A 20,265-nucleotide genomic window follows, 5' to 3' on the forward strand; every position below is an offset into this window, starting at 1 on the left:
GAGACGGCCGTTAGGCGTAACGGTTTTCGCGTAAAAATCGGGTCTCGAATTGCATCTTGCAGTGGGTGGGCAACGCGGTCGGCGCGGTTCCGGTCAGCGGGTCCCGAGAAGGCGTTTCCGTTCCGGGGTGTAGGTCCACCACGGCCGGGGCGGCGCGCCGTCGGCTTGGTCGACCGCGGACATGAAGGTGTCGAGCACACAGGGGTCGTGCCGGACGCCGTCGGTCTCGCAAAGGCGTTCGTACAGCTCGACCGGATCACGCCCGGCGAGCTGCGCGGGCTCGGTGATCCCGAGCCGGGTGAGGTCGCGGACCATCGCCGGGCCAATGTTCGCCAGTTTCAGCAGTTCCTTGCTCATGCTCCCAGCACAGCAGCCGGGGCCGATCCGGTCTTGAACGGATCGGCCCCGGCTCGTGCGTCAGTTGTTGTTCACGAAGGTGGTGGCGAGGCTCTGCCCCTTGCTCACCGCGTTGCCGTGGTTCTCGATCGGCGAGACCGTCGAGTTCTTGAAGCAGATGTACGTCACGCCGGAGTCGGTGCCGCCGTTGGACGGGTCGGGGTTGATGCCGAGGTCCTTCGCGGTCGCGTAGGACGCTTCCCCGATGATCTGCGTCGGCCCGGTGTCGCCGATGACCGCGTACTCGACCTTGCCGTTGTAGATCACGGCGCAGGAGCCGCCGCCCTTCAGCTGCGACGACGAGTACTTCCAGATGCTGCTCGAGCTCGGCACGACGATGTAGGGCAGCTTCGCGGCGTTGAGCGGCTTGCCGTCGGACTGGTGGAACGCCGTGTCGTCCTGGTAGCAGCAGTCGGTGTTCTCGTTGCACTGCGTGGAGCGCTGGCCGTCGCAGTCGATGTCCATGTCGGCCTTCCAGAAGACCGCGCCGTTGGCGTCGCAGACGGCGACCGTCTTGGCCGAGACGTCCTCGTCGGTCTTGTACTTGCCGTTGGAGATCTGCTTGCAGCTGTTCGTCTTGGCGAGCAGCTGGGCCGCGGTCGGGGCGGCCGCGGTGGTGGCGGGCTGCGCGGTCGGGGCCTGCGCCGCGGACGCGAGGGCCGAGGGCATCACGGCCGCGGCGAGCGCCATGGTCGCGAGCAGGATCAGTTTCCGCATTCCTGGTGCTCCCTTTAGTTAGGAAACTTTCCTTACGGCGGCGAGGCGATCAGGATGCACCCCAGCGGGAGCCGGTACAAGACCTGAACCTGCGGGAATTTCCCATCATGCGGCCGGTCTTGGCGAAAACGCTGCTCACCCGGACACCGGGGGACGCGGCCGGTTCACGCGATGTCCCGCTGTGCGGCACAGCCCCCGGCCCGCCATCACCGGTCGTGAGTGGTTAGGGCGGTTAGAACCGCCCTAACCACTCACGACCGGCGGCGGAACAGCCGGGCCAGCCGGCGCCCGGCCCTGCGTTGCCCCGCGACGAGTACCTCGTCCAGCCAGTCGTCGTCGAGATCGTGGCGGAGCTCGGTCCGCGCCTGGAGCCACCCGTCCCGGCTCGCCGCGCCGCCGTCGCTCGTGTACACCCGCGTCGCGCCCGCCTGCCGCAGCCGGCTCAGCACCCGCCGGTCGTACGCGCCGAACGGCAGCGAAAACCGCCGCACCGGACGGCCGCACAGGTCGCCGAGGAGCTTCGGTGCGTCCGCCAGCTCGCGGCGGGCGTGACGGTCGTCGAGGCGGCGCCAGTCGCGCGGCTCCCAGCCGTGCGAGCCGATCTCCATCCCCGCCCGCACGAGCTCGCGCAGGCCGTCGCGGTCGAGGTAGCCGCGCTGGCCGAGGCGGCCGGCGAGCGGGAAGAACTCCGCCGTCAGCCCGCGGTCGACCAGCCGGGGCAGGGCGAGTTCGACGTCGGACTCGTTGCCGTCGTCGAACGTGAGGTGGACGTCGTCGCGTTCGGCGACGGCGTCCAGCAGGTGCTCGAACTGCTCGACCGTCACCCAGCGCTCGTCTTCGCCGGGGTCGAGCTGACGAGCCGGCCGCCCGATCCCGTGCAGGGCGAGGTTGACCGCCACCGTTCCACCGCCTGCCACCGCGAGTAGTCGATTTGTTACCTCGATTAATCGCGGTGGCAAACGGGTGAGTTACAGGTTTTGCCGAAATCAACCCTTCCGGATTTCCAGGGTGCAGCACTTCGGGCCGCCGCCGGCTTTCCGCAGCTCGGAGATGTCGACGTAGACCGGCTCGTACCCCCGATCGGCGAGGAGTTCACCCAGCCGGGTGGCCTCGACCGGCAGGACGACGTTGCGGCCATCGGAAACGCCGTTGAGGCCGAAGCATTCGGCGTCTTCCTTGGTCGCGAGAACGGCGTCCGGGAACAGCCGCTCCAGCACGCGGCGCGAGCCGGCCGAGAACGCCTCCGGGTAGTAGACGATCTGCGCGCGCGTCGTGTCGGTCGTCTCGGCGAGCACGAACAACGCCGTGTCGAGGTGGTAGAAGCGCGGGTCGACCAGGTGCAGCGAGACGACCGGGACGCCGAGGACCTCCTGGGCCTCGGCGTGCGCGGCCGGGTCGGTGCGGAAACCGGTGCCGGCCAGCAGCAGGCTGCCGGTCCAGGCGAAGTCGCCCTCGGCCTCGTTGACCTTCTCCGGCATGGTGATGTCGCGGTAGCCGTGCTCGACGAACCAGCGGCGGAAGTGCTCGGCCTCGGCGGCGCGCTGCGGTGCGCGGAACCGCGAGCCGAGCACGCGGCCGTCGACGACCGTGCCGGAGTTCGCGGCGAAGACCATGTCGGGCAGGCCGGGCTGGGCGTCGATCTCCTCGACGGTGTGGCCGAGGCGGCGGTACGTGTCGCGCAGCTCGGTCCACTGCGCGACGGCGACGTCGGCGCTGACCGGCTGGGTCGGGTCCATCCAGGGGTTGATCACGTAGTCCACCGCGAAGTGACGCGGGGGGCACATCAGGTATCGACGGGTGGTCGGTACGCGCATTGGCGATGATCCCTGCATGATTGCAGGGTAAGGTGCGGCCAAACTCGCAATCAATCGCTGTTCGCTGCGCATATCTGTGCTAAGTGTTGCGTGTGAACACCATCGACCAGCGAATCGTTTCGTGTCTCGTGGCGAACGCCCGATCGAGCTACGCGGAGATCGGCAAGGTGGTCGGCCTGTCCGCCCCGGCGGTGAAGCGGCGGGTCGACCGGCTCCTCGAAACGGGCATCCTCCGCGGGTTCACCGCGGTGGTCGACCCGGAGGCGCTGGGCTGGGGCACCGAGGCGTTCGTCGAGGTCACGTGCCAGGGCAACATCACGCCGGCCCGCATCCGCGCGCGGCTGGAGCCACTGCCGGAGGTGGTGGCGGCGTACACGGTCTCGGGGGCGGCGGACGCGATCGTCCACCTGCGGGCGGCGGACATCCACCACCTCGAGACCGCGCTGGAGCGGCTGCGCGGACTGGAGATCGTGGACCGGACGGTGTCGACGGTCGTGCTGTCCCGGCTGCTGGAGCGCCCGCCGACACCGGAGGGGTGAGGCCGCCGGCCCAGCCTCAGCCCGCGAGTGCCCGCAGCACCGGCGGCGCCTCGTCCGGGTGCAGCCGCAGCTCCGTCCGGCCGCCCGCCGCGTGGAAGGTCACCGCCTGCCGGTCCACCGCCTGCATGGTCAGCTCGCCCGGGTCGAACGCCACCGGTTCGCCGCCGGCCGGGAGCCACCGCACCGGGCCGGCGCCCACCTCCAGCCTTCCGCGGCGCTCGCGTCCCGCGGTCAGTTCCTCGTCGCGCAGCACGCACGGGATCGTCACCCGCTCACCCCGCTCCAGAGCCGCCTGGCGCGCCGCCCGGCGGCGGCCACCGAACAGCTCGGGCAGGTCGAGCACCACCAGCACGTTGCCCACCAGCACGACGATTCCCCTGAGCAGCACTCCGGCCAGTTCCCCCATGTGACCACTAATACCCTGACCCGATGACCGACAGCATCGTCAGCGAGCACACCGGCGGCGTCGCGCTGCTGACCGTCGACGCGCCCGGCAGCCGCAACGCGCTCACCCTCGACCTCTCCGCCCAGCTCGCGGCCGCCGTCGAAGCCGCGGAGCGGGACGAGTCCGTGCACGCCGTCGTCGTCACCGGGACGCCACCCGCGTTCTGCGCCGGTGCCGACCTCTCCGCGCTGGGCAGCGCCGACGAGGCCGGCCTGCGTGCCATCTACGAGGGCTTCCTCGCCGTCGCGCGGTGCACGCTGCCGACCATCGCCGCGGTCGGCGGTGCCGCCGTCGGCGCCGGCCTGAACCTGGCGCTGGCCGCCGACGTCCGCCTCGCCGGGCCGCGGGCGAAGTTCGTCGCCCGGTTCCTCGAGCTCGGGCTGCACCCCGGCGGCGGGATGACCTGGATGACGCAGCGGCTGGCCGGCCCGCAGCAGGCCGCCGCGATGACGTTGTTCGGGCAGCCGCTCGACGCCGAAGCGGCCGTGCGCGCCGGGCTGGCGCTGCGGGTGGTCGAGGGCGACCTCGTCGCCGCGGCCCGGGAGCTCGCCGCGCCCGCGGTCGCCGCGCCGCGCGAGGCGCTGCTGGCCACCAAGCGCAGCCTCCGGGCGACCGCCTCGCTGGCCGCGCACGCCGACGCGGTCGACGTCGAGATCGGGCCGCAGCTCGCGTCGCTCGCCTCGCCGGAGTTCGCCGAGCGGCTCGAGGCCATGCGGGCGCGGATCCGGTCCCACTCTTGATCCCACCAGGTGGACGCCCCTACGCGAGACACGAGTCACAACGAGAACTGGGGTTTACCCGTTACCATCGGTAACACATATTTGTCGGACCAGCACAGAAGAACCATCAGCGCAGTAATGAGGTCGTTCCGGACGCCGGGAGTCTAGGAACATCGTGGTCGAGCGCGAGCTAACCTCGTGGTAGGGCCTGGTGATCCGCCTGTCACGACACCGGGCAGGTGACCGATGGCCACAACGTCGGGAGAGAGGGAATCCCTGACCCATGAGCACGAGTGCGAACGGCAACGGCGCTGGTCACGGCTCGCTCGCCGCGACCAGGCAGACCGAGGTCAGCAAGCTCGACCGGGTCGTGATCCGGTTCGCGGGCGACTCGGGTGACGGCATGCAGCTGACCGGCGACCGCTTCACGTCCGAGGCCGCCGCCTTCGGCAACGACCTGTCGACGATGCCGAACTTCCCCGCCGAGATCCGGGCTCCGCAGGGCACGATCCCCGGCGTCTCCTCGTTCCAGGTGCACTTCGCCGACTACGACATCCTCACCCCCGGCGACCGCCCGGACGTGCTGGTGGCGATGAACCCGGCCGCGCTCAAGGCGAACCTCGCCGACGTCCCGCACGGCGGGACGATCATCCTCAACACCGACGACTTCATCAAGCGCAACCTGACCAAGGTCGGCTACGCGACCGACCCGCTCGACGACGACTCGCTCGAGGCCTACCAGGTCCACCGGGTCGCCATGTCGACGCTGACCCAGGGCGCGCTCGCCGACACCGGCCTCGGCAAGAAGGACGCCGAGCGCTGCAAGAACATGTTCGCCCTCGGCCTGCTGTCGTGGATGTACCACCGGCCCACCGAGGGCACCGAGCGGTTCCTGCGCGAGAAGTTCGCCAAGAAGCCGGACATCGCCGAGGCGAACATCCTGGCCTTCCGGGCGGGGTGGAACTACGGCGAGACCACCGAGTCGTTCGCGACGACGTTCGAGGTCGCCCCGGCGAAGCTGGCCCAGGGCACGTACCGGCAGATCACCGGCAACACCGCGCTCGCCTACGGGATCGTGGCCGCCGGACAGCGCTCCGGCCTGCAGATCCTGCTCGGGACGTACCCGATCACCCCGGCGTCGGACATCCTCCACGAGCTGTCCAAGCACAAGAACTTCGGCATCATCACCTTCCAGGCCGAGGACGAGATCGCCGGCATCGGCGCCGCCCTCGGGGCGTCCTACGGCGGCGCGCTCGGCGTCACGTCGACGTCCGGCCCGGGTGTCGCGCTGAAGTCCGAAGCCGTCGGCCTCGGCGTGATGGTCGAGCTGCCGCTGGTCGTCATCGACGTCCAGCGCGGCGGCCCGTCCACCGGCCTGCCGACCAAGACCGAGCAGGCCGACCTGCTGCAGGCGATGTTCGGCCGCAACGGCGAGTCCCCCGTCCCGATCGTCGCGCCGCTGTCCCCCGCGGACTGCTTCGACGCGGCCATCGAGGCCACCCGGATCGCGCTGAAGTACCGCACGCCGGTGCTGCTGCTGTCGGACGGCGCGATCGCCAACGGCTCCGAGCCGTGGCTGATCCCGGACGTCGGGACGCTGCCCGACCTGCACGTCGAGTTCGCGTCCGAGCCGAACGCCGACAACGACTCCGGCGAGTTCTGGCCCTACGTGCGCGACCCCGAGACGCTCGCCCGCGCCTGGGCGATCCCGGGCACGCCCGGGCTGCAGCACCGCATCGGCGGGCTGGAGAAGGCCGACAAGACCGGCCACATCTCCTACGACCCGGCCAACCACGACAAGATGGTCCGGCTGCGGCAGGCGAAGATCGACGGCATCGACGTCCCCGACCTGGTCGTCGACGACCCGAGCGGCGGCAAGGCGCGCGTGCTCGCGCTGGGCTGGGGCAGCTCGTTCGGCCCGATCGGGGCCGCGTGCCGCCGGGTGCGCAAGCTCGGGATGCCGATCGCGCAGGCCCACCTGCGCCACCTCAACCCGCTGCCGGCCAACCTCGGCGACATCCTGCGCAGCTACGACAAGGTCGTGGTGCCGGAGATGAACCTGGGCCAGCTCGCGCTGCTGCTGCGGGCGAAGTACCTGGTCGACGTGCACAGCCACACCAAGGTCGCGGGCATGGCGTTCAAGGCCGAAGAGCTGCAGGACCTGTTCGCGGAGATCATCACCAGCGCTAGTACCGAGGCGGCTAAGTGACCACCGCCGACGTTCTCTTTACCGCGGAGGCGGCATGACTACTGTCGATATCGGGCTCCCCACCATCGGCGGCCTGGACCTTGTGCCCACCACCGACGAGCCGCAGAAGGCCAAGGACTACAAGTCCGACCAGGAGGTCCGCTGGTGCCCGGGCTGCGGCGACTACGTCGTGCTGAACGCGGTCCAGTCCTTCCTGCCGACGCTCGGCCTCAAGCGCGAGAACATCGTCTTCATCTCGGGCATCGGCTGCTCGTCGCGGTTCCCGTACTACCTGAACACCTACGGCATGCACTCGATCCACGGCCGCGCGCCGTCGATCGCGACCGGGCTCGCGACCACGCGGCCGGACCTGTCGGTGTGGGTCGTCACCGGTGACGGCGACGCGCTGTCCATCGGCGGCAACCACCTGATCCACGCGCTGCGCCGCAACGTGAACATCAAGATCCTGCTGTTCAACAACCGGATCTACGGCCTGACCAAGGGCCAGTACTCGCCGACGTCGGGCCAGGGCATGGTCACCAAGTCGACGCCGATGGGTTCGGTGGACACGCCGTTCAACCCGCTGTCGCTGGCGATCGGCGCGGAGGCGTCGTTCGTGGGCCGCGCGATGGACTCCGACCGCAAGGGCCTCACCGAGGTCCTGCAGGCCGCGGCGGAGCACCGCGGGTCGGCGCTGGTGGAGATCTACCAGAACTGCCCGATCTTCAACGACGGCGCGTTCGACGTCCTCAAGGAGGCCGACGAGGCCGCCACCCGGCTGATCCCGCTGCGCGCCGGCGAGCCGATCCGGTTCGGCCCCAACCAGGAGTTCGGCGTCAAGCGCGGCGACTGGGGCGGCCTGGACGTCGCGAAGGTCGCGGACATCGGCGAGGACAACGTCGTGGTGCACGACCCGTCGATCGCCGACACGTCGTACGCGTTCGCGCTGTCGCGGCTCGGCGACCAGAGCCTCAACCACGTCCCGATGGGCATCCTCCGCCAGGTCGAGCGCCCGACGTACGACGACGGCGCCCGCGCCCAGGTCGAGCAGGCCCGCGCGGCCCGCACGCCCGACCTGCAGGGGCTGCTGCGCGGCAAGGACACCTGGACGGTCGCGTAGCTTTCGCTGTCCCGAGGTCCGTGAAGGCCTCCTTACCGGCTCAAGATGCCGCTAAGGAGGCCTTCACGGCTTTTCGGGGTTACCAGAGTTAGGACGCGTGTCCTAAGTTTTGGGTCATGCGACCTTTCGTGTTCTTCGACGTCCGGACGTCCGATGTGGACGGCACCAAGCGGTTCTTCGGCGAGTTGCTCGGCTGGGAGTCCGACGGACAGCTGCTCACCGCGGACGGCGCCCCCTGGGGCGGCCTGACCGACCTGGCCCCCGGCGACGACCGCGCGCCGCAGTGGCTGCCCTACGCGCCGGTGTCCGATGTGGACTCCGCGGCGGCGAAAGCCGTGGAGCTGGGCGGGAAGATCGTGCGGGAGCGCACCGATCTGCCGGTCGGCTCGCTGGTGGTGGTCACCGATCCCGGCGGCGCGGCCATGGTCCTGTTCCAGGCGGCCTGAAAACGACGAAAGGCCGCCCTGGGGGCGGCCTTTCGTTCCGGAAAACTCAGCTGAGCGGCCGGAACCCGACCCGCTCGGCGTCCTCGGCGGTCCGGAACCACACCTCGGCCACCATCTTCGGGAACTGCGCCGAATCCTCGGTGCAGTACCGCAACGCCGTCACGCTCGCCTTCACCTCGAACCCGTCACCCGGCCGCCCGCCACCGGGCCGCGGCATCGCCGAGCCGGGGCCGAACGGGCCGGGCGGGACGGCGTCGCCGGCCACCTGCCGCGCGGGCGGCGGCTCCGGCGCCGAAAGGGCGGCCTGGTTCGGCTGCACCGACGGCTCGAACAGCGAACCGCTGTGGGCGCCGGACAGGTCGGTCTCGCGGCGCTCGACGGTGCGCATGGACGGCTGGATCGGCTGCGGCGTGTCGAATCCGCCGCGCAGCGCCTCCCGCGGCTGCCGCTTCGGCAGCACCTGCGTCGCCTCGGCCGGGGTCTCCGGCGGCACGTCCAGCTCGCCGTTGGCCCCGCTGTCGCCGTCGCTGAACGCGTACTGCGGCGCCTCCTCCGGTTCGGCCTCCTCGGGCTTTTCGGGCTCCTCGGCGCCGACCGAGCCGAGGTAGCGCGTGCGCTCCACCGGCTCCTCGAACGCCGACCGCTCGGCCGGCGGCTCGTGGTCGAACCAGTCCGGCGCCGGCGCGTGCGTCTCCTCCGCCGGGGGCTGGAACAGCGAGCCCGCGGGGTCCGGGTCGAGCTGCTGCTCGAGCCGCGAGAGCGCCGGCTCGGCCGGCTCGGCTCCGGGGTCCTCACCCGGAACCAGGTACTCCGTCGCGGCGGCGCGGTACGGGTCCTCCGGCTCGGCGACCGGAGTCAGGAACTGGGTTTCCGAGGCCAGGCCCGAAGCAGCTTCTTCGACCTCGGGCTCCGGCCGGAAGGCGTCGTCGGGGTCCGGGCGCATCCCCGGCGGCACCTGGGAGTCCAGCTCGGCGAAGTCCTGGTCGATGTCGTCGTGGACGTCGTCGCGGTTGAACGGCGCCGGGGCGACGAGCGTCCCCGGGTAGGAGGTCTCCTGCCGCGCCGGCTCCGGCTCCCGGCGCGGTTCGGGCCGGGCGAAGACCTCGGTGCCCGGCGCGGCCAGCCCGGCGGCGTTCGCGGGGGTGCGCGCGGCGTCGGCGTGGGCCTGCGCCAGCGAACTCTCCAGCTTGCGAACGCTCCTGCGGAGCGGCAGCACCAGCACCAGCCAGGTGAGCAGCACCCCGACGAAGAACGCCGCGAGACTCCACAGCCAAACCTGTCCGAAAATGGACATCTCTTTTTCCTGCCCCTGTTTAGTGCGTGCGCGCGACCAGGTAGTCGGCGACCGACTCGCACGCGTCCCGGGCGGGTGACGCGGGCAACGCGGCAAGCTCGGCTCGCGCGCGCTGAGCGTAGTCGGAAAGGGTGACGCGTGCGCGTTCGAGTCCACTACTCGCCCGCAGCAGCTCCAGGGCCTCCTGGACGAGGACGTCGTCGGCGATCGGGCCGGAAAGCAGCTCGATGAGCCGCGGATCCGTGTCCGGGTCGGCCAGCGCGTACAGCATCGGCAGCGTCCGGACGCCTTCGCGCAGGTCGGTGCCCTGGGCCTTGCCGAGCTCGTCGGACGGCGACGCGATGTCGATGATGTCGTCGGAGATCTGGAACGCGGTGCCGATGATGTCGCCGAACCGGCGCAGCGCCTCGATGTGCTCCTCGGCGGCGCCGGACATCATCCCGCCGAAGCGGCCGGACGTCGCGATCAGCGAGCCGGTCTTCTGCGCGATCACGGTGAGGTAGTGCGCGACGGCGTCGTCACCCGGTCCGGGGCCGACGGTCTCGCGCATCTGGCCGGTGACCAGCTCGCCGAAGGTCTCGGCGATGATCCGCGCCGCGTCCGTGCCGAGGTCGGCGACCAGGCGCGAGGCGTGGGCGAAGAGGAAGTCGCCGGTGAGGATGGCGATGGTGTTGTCCCAGCGCGCGTTGACGCTCTCGGCGCCGCGCCGCATGTCGGCCTCGTCCATGACGTCGTCGTGGTAGAGCGTGGCGAGGTGCACCAGCTCGACCGCGGCGGCGGCGATCACGACGTGGTCGTCCTGCTTCGGGCCGAACTGCGCGGACAGCAGGGTGAAGAGCGGACGAAAACGTTTGCCCCCCGCCTCGACCAGGTGCAACGCGGCGTCGTTGACGGCCTGGACGTCGCTGCGGACGACCTCGCGCAGCAGCTTCTCGACGTCGGCCAGCCCGGCGGCGATCGCGCGCAGCAGGGTCTCGTCGGCGATCTGCAGGCCGACCGACGCGCGCAGGTCCTCGAGGGCGCCACCCGGCGCAGCGGGGAGGGATCCCGCCCCGGGGGCTGGGGAAGGCACAGACACGTCGGCTCCGCTCTACTCGTGCACCGGTCGGGTTATGGCCTTGAGCGTAGTGGCTACCCCGCGCGGTCGTTTACCCGCTGTCCAGCGGAAACGGTGACGAACATGACACCTCAGCGGCGCTTGATCCGGATGTCGTCCATGCACGTCGAGCTGACGGTGAGGTCGCGGTACGGATAGCCCTCCCGCTCCAGCAGTTCCATGGCCATCAGCTCGGCCGTGTCGTGGGCCCGCCGCGTGGCGTCGTCACCGGGAGCGACGTCGAGGGCGACGCGGAAGCTGAAGCCGCCGAGGTGGTGACTGTAGGTGAGCGTGCCTTCGGGGCTGAAGAGCTGGCCCGCGACGTCCTCACCTGGCCCGAGAGCGCTCAGGAGCTTCTCGCGGATGACCTGGGTGGGCCGGTCGAACTTGCCCCGGACGAGGGCGCGGTAGGTCGGCATGGGCGTCAATATACAGAGCTGTATCCGAATACCGACGGGATTATCCACCGGGTGGTTCATGATCCACGAAGGGGTGATCAGCGGTTTCGGACGCAACGGACGTCTCCGGCGGGCGGATATTCAGCTCGAGGAAGAGCGGCCGCTCTCCCCGTTCGTCAAGGAGGACGCGACATGCGCAACACCATCGCGAAGCGGGCCGCGCTCGCCGGGACACTGCTGGTGGCGGGACTCACCGTGGCCGCGGCCCCGGCGCAGGCAGAACCGCAACCGGGCGTGGCGAACATCGGCTCGGCCGAGTTCACGAAGGCCGGCTCGACGATCAAGGTCCCGACCCAGGGTCACTGCTCGGTGGACGGCCCGACGAGCGCGACGGCCCAGGTGGTGTCGAAGACGGGCATCACCTTCGGCGGCGGCACCTCGTCCTGCACGACAACGGTGACGGACCCGGACACGGACGCGACCACGACGACGTCCACGGCGACGGGCAAGAACTTCGAGCTGTCGGCCCTGGTGAGCGCGGGCGGCCCGCGCGTCAAGCTGTCGACGTTCTCGGTGAAGTGCACGGCGACCCAGACGCAGACGAGTGCGAACTGGACGTACGGCGGCATGTCGGGCATCCCGAACCCGCCGAGCCCGGTCCCGGTGGGGTACGTGTCGCCGATCAAGAAGTCCAACGGAACGGTGCTGGCGAACGCGGTGTTCAACACGCAGAACCTGCCGGGTGACGGAAGCATCGGGCTGACGATGCTGAAGATCACCTTCCTCCCGGCCTCGGGAATCAGCGGCCAGGTGGTGCTGGGCCACACATCCTGCTCACCGACGCCGTAGGTGTTTCGAGGGCCGCGGCCGAGGGGGTCGCGGCCCTCGTTCTTTCCCGGCTTTTGGGGTGTGGGAACCCTGGTAGTCTGTGCGCCGTCGGATACGCAGGGTGCCCGGGGTGGAGCACACTGCAAGCTAGGGGAGAGCTGATGACGACGGGGTTGAGCAATGCCTGAGGGTCCGGTTTACGACCCGCACGGCACACGGCGGGCGCCACTGCGTGCGATCACCCATCAGGCGGGGTCTTATGGGGGTGAGCACCATGCGGAGCCCAGCGCGGCGGGGTTCCAGTACGACGAGGCGACGCTTCGTGAGTTGATGCACGACTGGAACGACCTGGCGAACGAGTTCGCGGACGACTTGAGCAGGGCGCGCGCAATCGCCACCGCAGAGGGGCCTGGTCTCGAGTACGCCAGCGACGGAAACGCCGAGCTGATTCGCCAGTCTGGCTTGGCGCTCACGACCACTCTCGAAGGACGCGAGTCATACTGCCGGGCGATGGCTGCGAAATTCCAGACGGCATTGGGCAAGTACGCCGCTGCAGAGGACAACCACTCGACGGAGATCAACCAGACCGGAGGCAGTCTGTGAAACGCCCGTTGTTACTCGGACTGGGCGCAACGTTGCTGCTTGTGGCTGCTTGCACCACAACTCAAAACGGCACAGCCACGCCTTCGCAGACTGACTCGGTCACGCCTTCGACCAGCGACCCGGACTCCCAGCTTCCCGGAGCAGGCGTGCCCGGAGTGGCGATCCCGATCGACACCACGCAGTTCCAGCAGAAGCCCTGCACGACGCTCACCGACGCGCAGATCGCAGAACTCCTGGGTCCCAACGTGGAGCCGAAGGAGGAGCAGACCGGTGAGGCCGGCCCCAGCTGTTTCTGGCACCCGAAATCTGTCACCCAGGCAGCGGTTTCAGTCATCTACGCCACCAAGAACAGGCGCGGCCTGACTTCGATCTATCAGCAGCAAGGGACGACTTTCCCGCTCTTCATTCCCATGGACCCGATCGATGGCTACCCGACCGTGGCCTACGGGCAGGCCGATCTGCGGTCCAAGGGCAACTGTGCGATCGCCCTGGGAACCAGCAACCAAGACATCGTCGACGTGTCGGTGGGCCTTTCCGAGGGCAACATCGGCAAAAAAGACCCCTGTGCGGCGGCCCACGAGGTCGCGGCGACCGTACTGAACAATTTCCGGGCCAGGTGAGTCGATGGTTACCGAAGGACCTCTGTCTGCCGCTCAGATCTATGAACAGATCACCGGCGGCAAGGGTACCCAGTCGTTGGGTGCAGCTCACGACAGCGCAAGTCAGCTGACCAACCGGATGGTCGAGCGGGCTCAGCGGATCAGCTCTCTCCGCGCCAAGACCATGTCCGGCTGGCAAGGTGGCGCCGGGGACGCTGCTGCTGATGCCACCCTTCCCCTCGTTCAAGCCGCCGCCGATGACGCAGTCCACCTCAAGACCGCTCAAACCGCCGTTGGTGCCCAGATGGATGCCTTCGGGACCGCCAAGAACTCCGTCAAACCCGTTGCCCCTCAGCCTCCCGAAATCACCGCTGCGGATCTTCTTCATGCCATCAACGGGGACGGTGTCGACTCCTACCGAACCAAAGTCACCAGTTGGCAGGCCGACAGCCAGGCCAACATCGACGCCTTCAGTGCCTACCACTCCGCCAGTGGCACCAATGGTGGGCAGATGCCCGCCCAGTACGCGCAGCTCGCCGACTCCGGGACTCCTGTTGCCATGACGACGCCCGGTCAGGGCACAGACAGCAAGACCACCGGGAAGACCGGCCCCACCGATACCGGTGAGTGGGCCCGGAACCCGCGGCAGCCCCAGGTTCCCTCGCAGCAGAACCGGCAGACCGTCCAACCCGGACAGAACCAGGTTCAGCCCCAACTTCAGAACCAAGTCCAGAGCCAGACCCAAAACCAGTTCCAGCACCAGGTCCAGCAGCCCGGCACCGGCAACCCGGACAACACCCACGCCAACAGCTACGTCCCCAAGCCCGTCCTGCCTCCCGCCGCTCAGAGTGGGTATGAGTTCGGGCCCACCGGGCAGCCCGGCAACAACTTCGGCGGGAACACCACCTTCGGGCCTGGCACCGGGGGCTACTCGAGCGGGTTCGGGCCAGGCAGCGGAACAGGCACAGGAACCGGGTACCGGCCAGGCACAGGACCGGGAACAGGGACAGGGACAGGCATGCGAGGCCCGGGAGTGAACACCGGCGCCCGGATGCCCGAGGAGCGGCTCCCCGGCGGAGCAGTCCGAGGCGCCGCCGGGGCCCGAGGCGCCAACGGCATGCCCATGGGCGCCCCCGCAGGCGGACGTGGCGGTAAAGAAGAAGACAAAGAAAAGAAAGCCGCGGCCTACCTCCGCAATCCCGATCCGGAGGAAACCTTCGGCGGGTTCACCGAAAAGCCGATGCCTCCGGTGATCGGCGAGCACCGGCCCAAGAACTAGAGCACCGGAAAACGGGGAGGAAACAACGGTGCTCAAGGCCGAGTTCACGCTGAACACCCTGCTCACCGCCATGCGCAACGTCGGCTGCGGCGACCCGCACCCGATCTTCGCCGGTGGGCTGCGCTACATCCCGCCGTCGGCGCGGAACGCCACGAACCGTGCAGCCTTCGAGGAACTCAGCCATTACGGCTTCACCCAAGGCAACGGCTTCACGCCCGAATTCGAAGACGTCCTGCACCTCATCGACCGCCCGAAACAGGAGTTCTTCGCCTACGCCCGCGACACCGAAGAGCAAATCGGCATCCTCGTCGCCGCGCAGAACCGGAGTGCCGTCAGTGTTCTCTGCCGGGGGGAGACGGTCGAACTCGCCGGGGTCTCCCCCGACACCCATCCCGCCGACGCGCTGGTCAAACTCCTGCCGCCGTACGAGCCCGCGCCCATCAGGCCCTTCTCGCTTCCTCAGGATGACTTCAAACCGCAGGTAGGAAGCGACATCTTCGACGACGCCCCCGCCCGGAGCCGGGAAGCTCAGGAACTCGACGCCCTCTTCCAGCAGCCTCACTTCGGTGTCGGGCAGCTCTACTCCGGAAACACGTCCGTCAACTACCTCGACCTCAACGCGGGACGCGTGGGGATCGCACTCGCCGGCGGTTACATCAGCGTGCTGCCCGGAGAACCGAAGCAACTGAGCCACAAACTGAAGGCCGCCACCCCCTGAGAACGGGAGTGGCGGCCTGAAGAAACCAGTCTCAGGAAGCGAAGCCGCCCGCGCCGGCCCAGCCCAGGGCGAACGCCGGGACCAGGCCGAGGACCAGGGTCACCGCCGTGCCGAGGAAGATCGCCGTTCCCGTGCCGAAGCCCGGGACCGACACCGAAGGACCGTCGGCCGCCGGCTCGGAGAAGTACATCAGGACGATCACCCGCAGGTAGAAGAACGCCGCCACCGCGCTGAACACCAGGGCGACCACCACCAGCGGCGCCATCCCGTCCGACAGTGCGGCCGAGAACACCACGAACTTGCCGACGAACCCGGACGTCAACGGGATCCCCGCCAGCGCCAGCAGCAGGAACGTGAAGATGCCGGCCACCAGCGGTGAGCGCTTCGCGAGACCGGCCCACGCCGAGAGGTGCGTCGCCTCGCCCGAGGAGTCCCGGACCAGGCTGATCACGCCGAACGCCGCCAGCGTCGTGAAGCCGTACGCCAGCAGGTAGAACAGCGTGCTCGACAACCCATCGCGCGTCATCGCGATCGCACCCACGAGCAGGAACCCGGCGTGCGCGATCGACGAGTACGCGATCATGCGCTTGACGTCCGTCTGCGTCAGGCCCAGCACCGCGCCGATCACCATCGAGATGATCGCGACGCCCCAGAGGACTCCGCGCCACTCCCAGCTGGTCGAGGAGAACGCCACCGACAGCACCCGCAGGATCCCGCCGAACGCGGCGACCTTCGTGCACGCCGCCATGAACGCCGTCACCGGTGTCGGCGCGCCCTGGTAGACGTCCGGGGTCCACGTGTGGAACGGGCCGACCGACCCCTTGAACAGCAGGCCCACCACGAGCAGGCCGAGGCCGGCGAACAGCAGCGTGTCCGACCGGTCCGAGCCCGCCGCCGCGGCCGCGATGTCCGCCAGCTTCACGGAGTTCGCGTAGCCGTACAGCAGCGCGAGTCCATAGAGGAAGAACGCCGAGGAGAACGCACCGAGCAGGAAGTACTTGACCGCCGCCTCCTGCGACAGCAACCGCCGCCGCCGGGCCAGGCCGCACATCAGGTACAGCGGCAGCGAAAGCACTTCCAGCGCGATGAACATCGTCAGCAGGTCGTTCGACGCGCAGAACGCCATCATGCCGCCGAGCGCGAACAGCGTCAGCGGGAACACCTCGGTCTGCATGACCGTCGCCGTCTGCTGGGCGCGGTCCTGGATCGTGCCCGGGCGGATGCCGGCCTGCGCGACCAGCGCGCCGCCCGGCTCGACCACGCGGTCGGAGATCAGCAGCACCGCGCCGACGGCCAGGGCCAGCAGCGTGCCCCAGAGGAAGAGCGCCGGCTTGTCGATCGAAATCGCGCCGCTGAACGTCTTGACGCCGCCCGCGGGCGCGCTGCCCGTGGCGTAGACGACCAGGCTGACGCCGGCCGCGACGATCGCCGCCAGGCTCAGCCCGACCTGCAGGCCGAAGCGCGAGCGCTTCGCGGCGAACGCCTCGACCAGCACACTGACGCACGCCGCGCCGAAGACGATCAGCATCGGCAGGACCGCCGGGTAGTCCACCGACGGCGTCGCGATCGGCGGCTCCGGCGCCTGGGTCAGGAGGATGTCGAGCACGGTTACTTGCCTCCCTGGACCGCGGACAGCGTCTGCTGCACCGTCGGGGTGACTGTGTCGAGCACCGGCTTCGGGTAGAAGCCGAGGAAGAGGACCAGCACGACCAGTGGCGCCACGATCGCGATCTCACGGCCGGTCAGGTCGCGGATGGCCTTCTTCGCGCCCAGCTCCGGCGCCATCGCGGTGCCCGGCCCGCCGCCGACACCCACCAGGGCGTCACCGCGGACGGGGCCCTGCATGACGCGCTGGTAGAGCCACAGGACGTACGCCGCGGCGAGGACCATGCCCACCGTGGCGAGGATCGTGTACACCGGCTGGTCCACGAACGCCCCGATGAGCACCAGGAACTCCGAGACGAAGGAGTTGGTGCCCGGCAGCGAAAGCGTGGACAGGCCGGCGAGCAGGAACAGGCCCGCCAGCAGCGGCGTCACCTTCGCCATGCCGCCGTAGTCCGAAATGCGAGTCGACCCGCCGCGCGCGACGACCAGGCCGATCACCACGATCAGCATGCCGGTCGCGATGCTGTGGTTCAGCATGTACGTCGCCGAGCCGACCATCGCCTGCTCGTTGAACGCGAAGATGCCGAGCGAGATGAAGCCGAAGTGGGCGATCGAGACGTAGGCGATGAACCGCTTCATGTCCCGCTGCCCCGCCGCGAGGATCGAGCCGTAGAGGACACCGATCACCGAGAGCACCAGCACCAGCGGGGCGAGGGTCCTGCTCGCGTCCGGGAACATCGGCAGGCAGTAGCGCAGGAACCCGAACGTGCCGACCTTGTCCAGCACGCCGACCAGCAGGACGGCGACACCGATCGGCGCCTCCCCCGCCGCGTCCGGCAGCCAGGTGTGGAACGGCACCAGCGGTGCCTTGATCGCGAACGCCAGGAAGAACCCGAGGAACAGCCAGATCTGCGTGTGCAGCGGCGCGTCGCGGACGACCGTCACCAGCGTCGCCCAGTCGAACGTGCCCTTGCCGAGCTTGTCCGACGCCAGCGAGTACGCCCCGATCGCCGACGCCAGCATGATCAGGCCGCCGAGGAACGAGTAGAGGAAGAACTTCACCGCCGCGTACTGCCGGTTCGCGCCGCCGTAGCCGCCGATCAGGAAGTACATCGGGATCAGCATGATCTCGAACAGCACGTAGAACAGGAAGACGTCGGTCGCGGCGAACACGCCGATCGTGAGCGCTTCCTGCAGCAGGATCAGCGAGAGGAACCCGCCCGCGCTGCGGCCCGGGGGCAGCTTGTCGAGCGTGCCGAGGCCGCCGACGACGATCGGCACCAGCAGCGCGATCACCGCGATCATGATCAGCGAGATGCCGTCGGTGCCGAACGCGATGTGCACGCCGAAGCTGGGGATCCAGTCGAAGCTCGACGTCTGCTGCAGCCGCGCGCCGGAGGGCGAGTAGCTCGCCCAGAACGGGATCACGAGCAGGAACTCGAGGATCGAGAACCCCAGCGCGGCCAGCACCGCGGCGCGGTCGTTCCCCTTGAGGAACGCCAGCACCAGGGAACCGGCGAGCGGCACCAGGATGAGGATGAGCAACCAGGTCATCAGGAGAACCTCACCAGCAGGAGAGCCGCCAGAAGCAGGAACGCGCCGCCCAGCATCGACAACGCGTAGGACCGGACGAACCCGGTCTGGAGCCGCCTCAGCCGGCCGGAGCCGCCGCCGAGGCCGGCCGCCAGGCCGTTGACCGCACCGTCGACGCCGCGGTTGTCGACGAACACCAGCGCCCGCGAGAGCCAGGTGCCCGGGCGGGCGACCAGCGTCTCGTTGAGGGCGTTGCCGTAGAGGTCCTTGCGCGCGGCGCGGGTGACGAACGAGACGCGCTGCGGCTGCTCGACCGGCACGTCACGGCGGAAGATCAGCCACGCGATCAGCACGCCCAGCACGGAGAACACGATCGCGGCCACGGAGATCACCCAGGCGTCGAACGGCGCGTGGTGCGCCTCCTCCAGCGCACCGACCGACGGGGTCAGCCACTCGGCGAAGCGGTCACCGAGGGCGAAGAACGCGCCGGCGCCGACCGAGCCGACCGCCAGCACCGCCATCGGGACCCACATGATCGCCTTCGACTCGTGCGGGTGGAAGTCGTGGCCGTCGGTGCTCTTGATGTCCTTCCAGCGCTCCTTGCCGAAGAACGTCATCACCATCAGGCGCGTCATGTAGAACGCGGTGAGCCCGGCGCCGAGCAGCGCGGCGCCGCCCATCACCCAGCCGCGCCAGCCCCCCTGGCCGAACGCCGCTTCGATGATCGCGTCCTTGGTGAAGAAGCCCGACAGCGGCGGGATGCCGATCAGGGCCAGGTACCCGAGTCCGAACGTGATGAAGGTGATCGGCATGTGCTTGCGCAGGCCGCCGAACTTCCGCATGTCGACCTCGTCGTTCATGCCGTGCATGACCGACCCGGCCCCGAGGAAGAGCCCGGCCTTGAAGAAGCCGTGCGCGACCAGGTGCATGATGCCCAGCGCGTACGCGATGGGCCCGAGCCCGACGGCCAGCATCATGTAGCCGATCTGGCTGACCGTGGAGTACGCGAGGACCTTCTTGATGTCGTCGTACGCGCAGCCGATGATGCACCCGAGGAGCAGGGTCACCGTGCCGACGAGCGTGACGATCAGCCGGCCGTCCTCGGTGGCGTTGAAGATGTCCTTCGAGCGGGCCACCAGGTAGACGCCCGCGGTGACCATCGTCGCCGCGTGGATCAGGGCCGAGACGGGGGTCGGGCCCTCCATCGCGTCCGGGAGCCAGGCCTGCAGCGGGAACTGGCCGGACTTACCGCAGGCGCCCAGCAGGAGCAGGATCGCCATCGCGGTGATCGCCGCCGGCGAGAACTTGCCGTCGGCGACCGCCTGGAAGACCTGCGCGTAGCCGGTCGAGCCCGCGTACTTGAACATGATGAAGATCGCCAGCGCGAGCCCGACGTCCCCGACGCGGTTCATCAGGAACGCCTTCTTCGCCGCGGTCGCGGCGGACGGGCGGCCCTGGTACCAGCCGATGAGCAGGTAGGACGCGAGACCCACGCCCTCCCAGCCGAGGTACAGCGTCACGAAGCTGTTGCCCAGCACCAGGATCAGCATCGAGGCGACGAAGAGGTTCAGGTACGCGAAGAAGCGGTACCGGCCCTCGTCGTCGGCCATGTAGCCGATCGAGTAGTAGTGGATCAGCATGCCGACGCCGGTGATGAGCAGCACGAACGTCAGCGAAAGCGCGTCGATCCGCAGCCCGAAGTCCACCTGCAGCTGGCCGACCGGGATCCACGAGTAGACCTTGGTGTCGGTGGTGGTGCCCGTGTCGGCAGTGAAGAACAGGATCAGGCCGTAGACGAAGGCCAGCGTGACGGTGGCACAGCCGAGCAGATGCCCCCAGGCCTTGGCGCGCTTGCCCGCCAGCAGCAGGATCAGGGCGCCGAGAGCCGGAAGGGCCACCAGCAGCCACGATGATGCGGTCACTCGGTG

The 20,265-nt window shown here is 69.3% G+C and carries 21 protein-coding genes; 10 read left to right on the forward strand and 11 right to left on the reverse strand.

Annotated features, from left to right (window positions below; translation table 11 throughout):
• Positions 1–93: 93 nt before the first annotated feature.
• From QRX60_RS08500 to ddaH, 4 genes are all read right to left on the reverse strand, one after another.
• Positions 94–357, reverse strand: coding sequence for a helix-hairpin-helix domain-containing protein (locus QRX60_RS08500; RefSeq protein WP_286000224.1), 264 nt, complete (start codon positions 355–357; stop codon positions 94–96).
• Between the two features lie 60 nt (positions 358–417).
• Positions 418–1,113 (reverse strand): glycoside hydrolase family 75 protein, encoded by a 696-nt coding sequence (locus tag QRX60_RS08505; RefSeq protein WP_286000225.1) that lies wholly within the window; start codon positions 1,111–1,113, stop codon positions 418–420.
• 251 nt (positions 1,114–1,364) lie between these two features.
• A complete protein-coding gene (locus tag QRX60_RS08510) occupies positions 1,365–2,012 on the reverse strand; it encodes a polysaccharide deacetylase family protein (protein ID WP_286000226.1) in 648 nt (215 codons plus the stop codon).
• An 87-nt stretch (positions 2,013–2,099) separates the two neighbouring features.
• Entirely contained in the window at positions 2,100–2,945 is an 846-nt protein-coding gene (ddaH, locus tag QRX60_RS08515; RefSeq protein ID WP_286000227.1) for a dimethylargininase, read from the reverse strand.
• Positions 2,946–3,019: 74 nt separating this feature from the next.
• Here ddaH and QRX60_RS08520 point away from each other — a divergent pair, with 74 nt between their 5' ends.
• Positions 3,020–3,466 (forward strand): Lrp/AsnC family transcriptional regulator, encoded by a 447-nt coding sequence (locus tag QRX60_RS08520; protein ID WP_086676042.1) that lies wholly within the window; start codon positions 3,020–3,022, stop codon positions 3,464–3,466.
• A 16-nt stretch (positions 3,467–3,482) separates the two neighbouring features.
• Here QRX60_RS08520 and QRX60_RS08525 read toward each other — a convergent pair whose 3' ends face one another.
• On the reverse strand, positions 3,483–3,872 hold the full coding sequence (locus QRX60_RS08525) for a hypothetical protein (RefSeq protein WP_286000228.1): 390 nt from the start codon (positions 3,870–3,872) through the stop codon (positions 3,483–3,485).
• A gap of 23 nt (positions 3,873–3,895) precedes the next feature.
• On the opposite strand from QRX60_RS08525, the gene QRX60_RS08530 reads away from it, so the two are divergent.
• From QRX60_RS08530 to QRX60_RS08545, 4 genes are all read left to right on the forward strand, one after another.
• Positions 3,896–4,651 (forward strand): enoyl-CoA hydratase, encoded by a 756-nt coding sequence (locus tag QRX60_RS08530; protein WP_286000229.1) that lies wholly within the window; start codon positions 3,896–3,898, stop codon positions 4,649–4,651.
• 262 nt (positions 4,652–4,913) lie between these two features.
• The gene (locus QRX60_RS08535; protein WP_286000230.1) at positions 4,914–6,839 is read left to right on the forward strand and encodes a 2-oxoacid:acceptor oxidoreductase subunit alpha; all 1,926 of its coding nucleotides are present in this window, start codon (positions 4,914–4,916) and stop codon (positions 6,837–6,839) included.
• A 34-nt stretch (positions 6,840–6,873) separates the two neighbouring features.
• Positions 6,874–7,938, forward strand: coding sequence for a 2-oxoacid:ferredoxin oxidoreductase subunit beta (locus QRX60_RS08540; RefSeq protein WP_286000231.1), 1,065 nt, complete (start codon positions 6,874–6,876; stop codon positions 7,936–7,938).
• Between the two features lie 116 nt (positions 7,939–8,054).
• Complete coding sequence (locus QRX60_RS08545) at positions 8,055–8,384, forward strand: VOC family protein (RefSeq protein WP_286000232.1); 330 nt, start codon at positions 8,055–8,057, stop codon at positions 8,382–8,384.
• A 46-nt stretch (positions 8,385–8,430) separates the two neighbouring features.
• On the opposite strand, the gene QRX60_RS08550 is transcribed toward QRX60_RS08545, so the two are convergent.
• From QRX60_RS08550 to QRX60_RS08560, 3 genes are all read right to left on the reverse strand, one after another.
• The gene (locus QRX60_RS08550) at positions 8,431–9,678 is read right to left on the reverse strand and encodes a sunset domain-containing protein (protein WP_286000233.1); all 1,248 of its coding nucleotides are present in this window, start codon (positions 9,676–9,678) and stop codon (positions 8,431–8,433) included.
• A 19-nt stretch (positions 9,679–9,697) separates the two neighbouring features.
• A complete protein-coding gene (locus QRX60_RS08555) occupies positions 9,698–10,750 on the reverse strand; it encodes a polyprenyl synthetase family protein (protein ID WP_286003533.1) in 1,053 nt (350 codons plus the stop codon).
• A gap of 116 nt (positions 10,751–10,866) precedes the next feature.
• Entirely contained in the window at positions 10,867–11,193 is a 327-nt protein-coding gene (locus QRX60_RS08560; protein WP_286000234.1) for a DUF6204 family protein, read from the reverse strand.
• 171 nt (positions 11,194–11,364) lie between these two features.
• On the opposite strand from QRX60_RS08560, the gene QRX60_RS08565 reads away from it, so the two are divergent.
• The 5 genes from QRX60_RS08565 (at position 11,365) to QRX60_RS08585 (ending at position 15,199) form a co-directional block, all read left to right on the forward strand.
• Positions 11,365–12,021: a hypothetical protein gene (locus QRX60_RS08565; protein WP_286000235.1), complete on the forward strand. Its 657-nt coding sequence runs from the start codon at positions 11,365–11,367 to the stop codon at positions 12,019–12,021.
• Between the two features lie 159 nt (positions 12,022–12,180).
• On the forward strand, positions 12,181–12,603 hold the full coding sequence (locus QRX60_RS08570) for a hypothetical protein (protein WP_286000236.1): 423 nt from the start codon (positions 12,181–12,183) through the stop codon (positions 12,601–12,603).
• 41 nt (positions 12,604–12,644) lie between these two features.
• The gene (locus QRX60_RS08575) at positions 12,645–13,223 is read left to right on the forward strand and encodes a DUF3558 domain-containing protein (protein WP_286003534.1); all 579 of its coding nucleotides are present in this window, start codon (positions 12,645–12,647) and stop codon (positions 13,221–13,223) included.
• 4 nt (positions 13,224–13,227) lie between these two features.
• Complete coding sequence (locus QRX60_RS08580) at positions 13,228–14,481, forward strand: PPE domain-containing protein (RefSeq protein WP_286000237.1); 1,254 nt, start codon at positions 13,228–13,230, stop codon at positions 14,479–14,481.
• A 28-nt stretch (positions 14,482–14,509) separates the two neighbouring features.
• Positions 14,510–15,199: an ESX secretion-associated protein EspG gene (locus tag QRX60_RS08585; protein ID WP_286000238.1), complete on the forward strand. Its 690-nt coding sequence runs from the start codon at positions 14,510–14,512 to the stop codon at positions 15,197–15,199.
• A gap of 31 nt (positions 15,200–15,230) precedes the next feature.
• Here QRX60_RS08585 and nuoN read toward each other — a convergent pair whose 3' ends face one another.
• The 3 genes from nuoN to nuoL are packed head-to-tail and all read right to left on the reverse strand — an operon-like array spanning position 15,231 to position 20,259.
• Positions 15,231–16,805 (reverse strand): NADH-quinone oxidoreductase subunit NuoN, encoded by a 1,575-nt coding sequence (gene nuoN / locus QRX60_RS08590; protein WP_286000239.1) that lies wholly within the window; start codon positions 16,803–16,805, stop codon positions 15,231–15,233.
• Between the two features lie 2 nt (positions 16,806–16,807).
• Positions 16,808–18,358, reverse strand: coding sequence for an NADH-quinone oxidoreductase subunit M (locus QRX60_RS08595; RefSeq protein WP_286000240.1), 1,551 nt, complete (start codon positions 18,356–18,358; stop codon positions 16,808–16,810).
• Positions 18,358–20,259, reverse strand: a complete 1,902-nt coding sequence (gene nuoL, locus QRX60_RS08600; protein WP_286000241.1) for an NADH-quinone oxidoreductase subunit L — start codon at positions 20,257–20,259, stop codon at positions 18,358–18,360. The genes QRX60_RS08595 and nuoL overlap by 1 nt, the downstream gene beginning before the upstream one ends.
• Positions 20,260–20,265 lie beyond the last annotated feature (6 nt).

It is taken from the genome of Amycolatopsis mongoliensis (assembly GCF_030285665.1).
Classification (GTDB): domain Bacteria; phylum Actinomycetota; class Actinomycetes; order Mycobacteriales; family Pseudonocardiaceae; genus Amycolatopsis; species Amycolatopsis mongoliensis.

What these genes read in the sequence shown, in the direction of transcription:
- QRX60_RS08500 (WP_286000224.1), bottom strand. Translation starts at nt 357, where the DNA reads ATGAGCAAGGAACTGCTGAAACTGGCGAACATTGGCCCGGCGATGGTC.
- QRX60_RS08505 (WP_286000225.1), bottom strand. Translation starts at nt 1,113, where the DNA reads ATGCGGAAACTGATCCTGCTCGCGACCATGGCGCTCGCCGCGGCCGTG.
- ddaH (WP_286000227.1), bottom strand. Translation starts at nt 2,945, where the DNA reads ATGCAGGGATCATCGCCAATGCGCGTACCGACCACCCGTCGATACCTG.
- QRX60_RS08525 (WP_286000228.1), bottom strand. Translation starts at nt 3,872, where the DNA reads ATGGGGGAACTGGCCGGAGTGCTGCTCAGGGGAATCGTCGTGCTGGTG.
- QRX60_RS08530 (WP_286000229.1), top strand. Translation starts at nt 3,896, where the DNA reads ATGACCGACAGCATCGTCAGCGAGCACACCGGCGGCGTCGCGCTGCTG.
- QRX60_RS08535 (WP_286000230.1), top strand. Translation starts at nt 4,914, where the DNA reads ATGAGCACGAGTGCGAACGGCAACGGCGCTGGTCACGGCTCGCTCGCC.
- QRX60_RS08540 (WP_286000231.1), top strand. Translation starts at nt 6,874, where the DNA reads ATGACTACTGTCGATATCGGGCTCCCCACCATCGGCGGCCTGGACCTT.
- QRX60_RS08545 (WP_286000232.1), top strand. Translation starts at nt 8,055, where the DNA reads ATGCGACCTTTCGTGTTCTTCGACGTCCGGACGTCCGATGTGGACGGC.
- QRX60_RS08550 (WP_286000233.1), bottom strand. Translation starts at nt 9,678, where the DNA reads ATGTCCATTTTCGGACAGGTTTGGCTGTGGAGTCTCGCGGCGTTCTTC.
- QRX60_RS08560 (WP_286000234.1), bottom strand. Translation starts at nt 11,193, where the DNA reads ATGCCGACCTACCGCGCCCTCGTCCGGGGCAAGTTCGACCGGCCCACC.
- QRX60_RS08565 (WP_286000235.1), top strand. Translation starts at nt 11,365, where the DNA reads ATGCGCAACACCATCGCGAAGCGGGCCGCGCTCGCCGGGACACTGCTG.
- QRX60_RS08570 (WP_286000236.1), top strand. Translation starts at nt 12,181, where the DNA reads ATGCCTGAGGGTCCGGTTTACGACCCGCACGGCACACGGCGGGCGCCA.
- QRX60_RS08580 (WP_286000237.1), top strand. Translation starts at nt 13,228, where the DNA reads ATGGTTACCGAAGGACCTCTGTCTGCCGCTCAGATCTATGAACAGATC.
- QRX60_RS08595 (WP_286000240.1), bottom strand. Translation starts at nt 18,358, where the DNA reads ATGACCTGGTTGCTCATCCTCATCCTGGTGCCGCTCGCCGGTTCCCTG.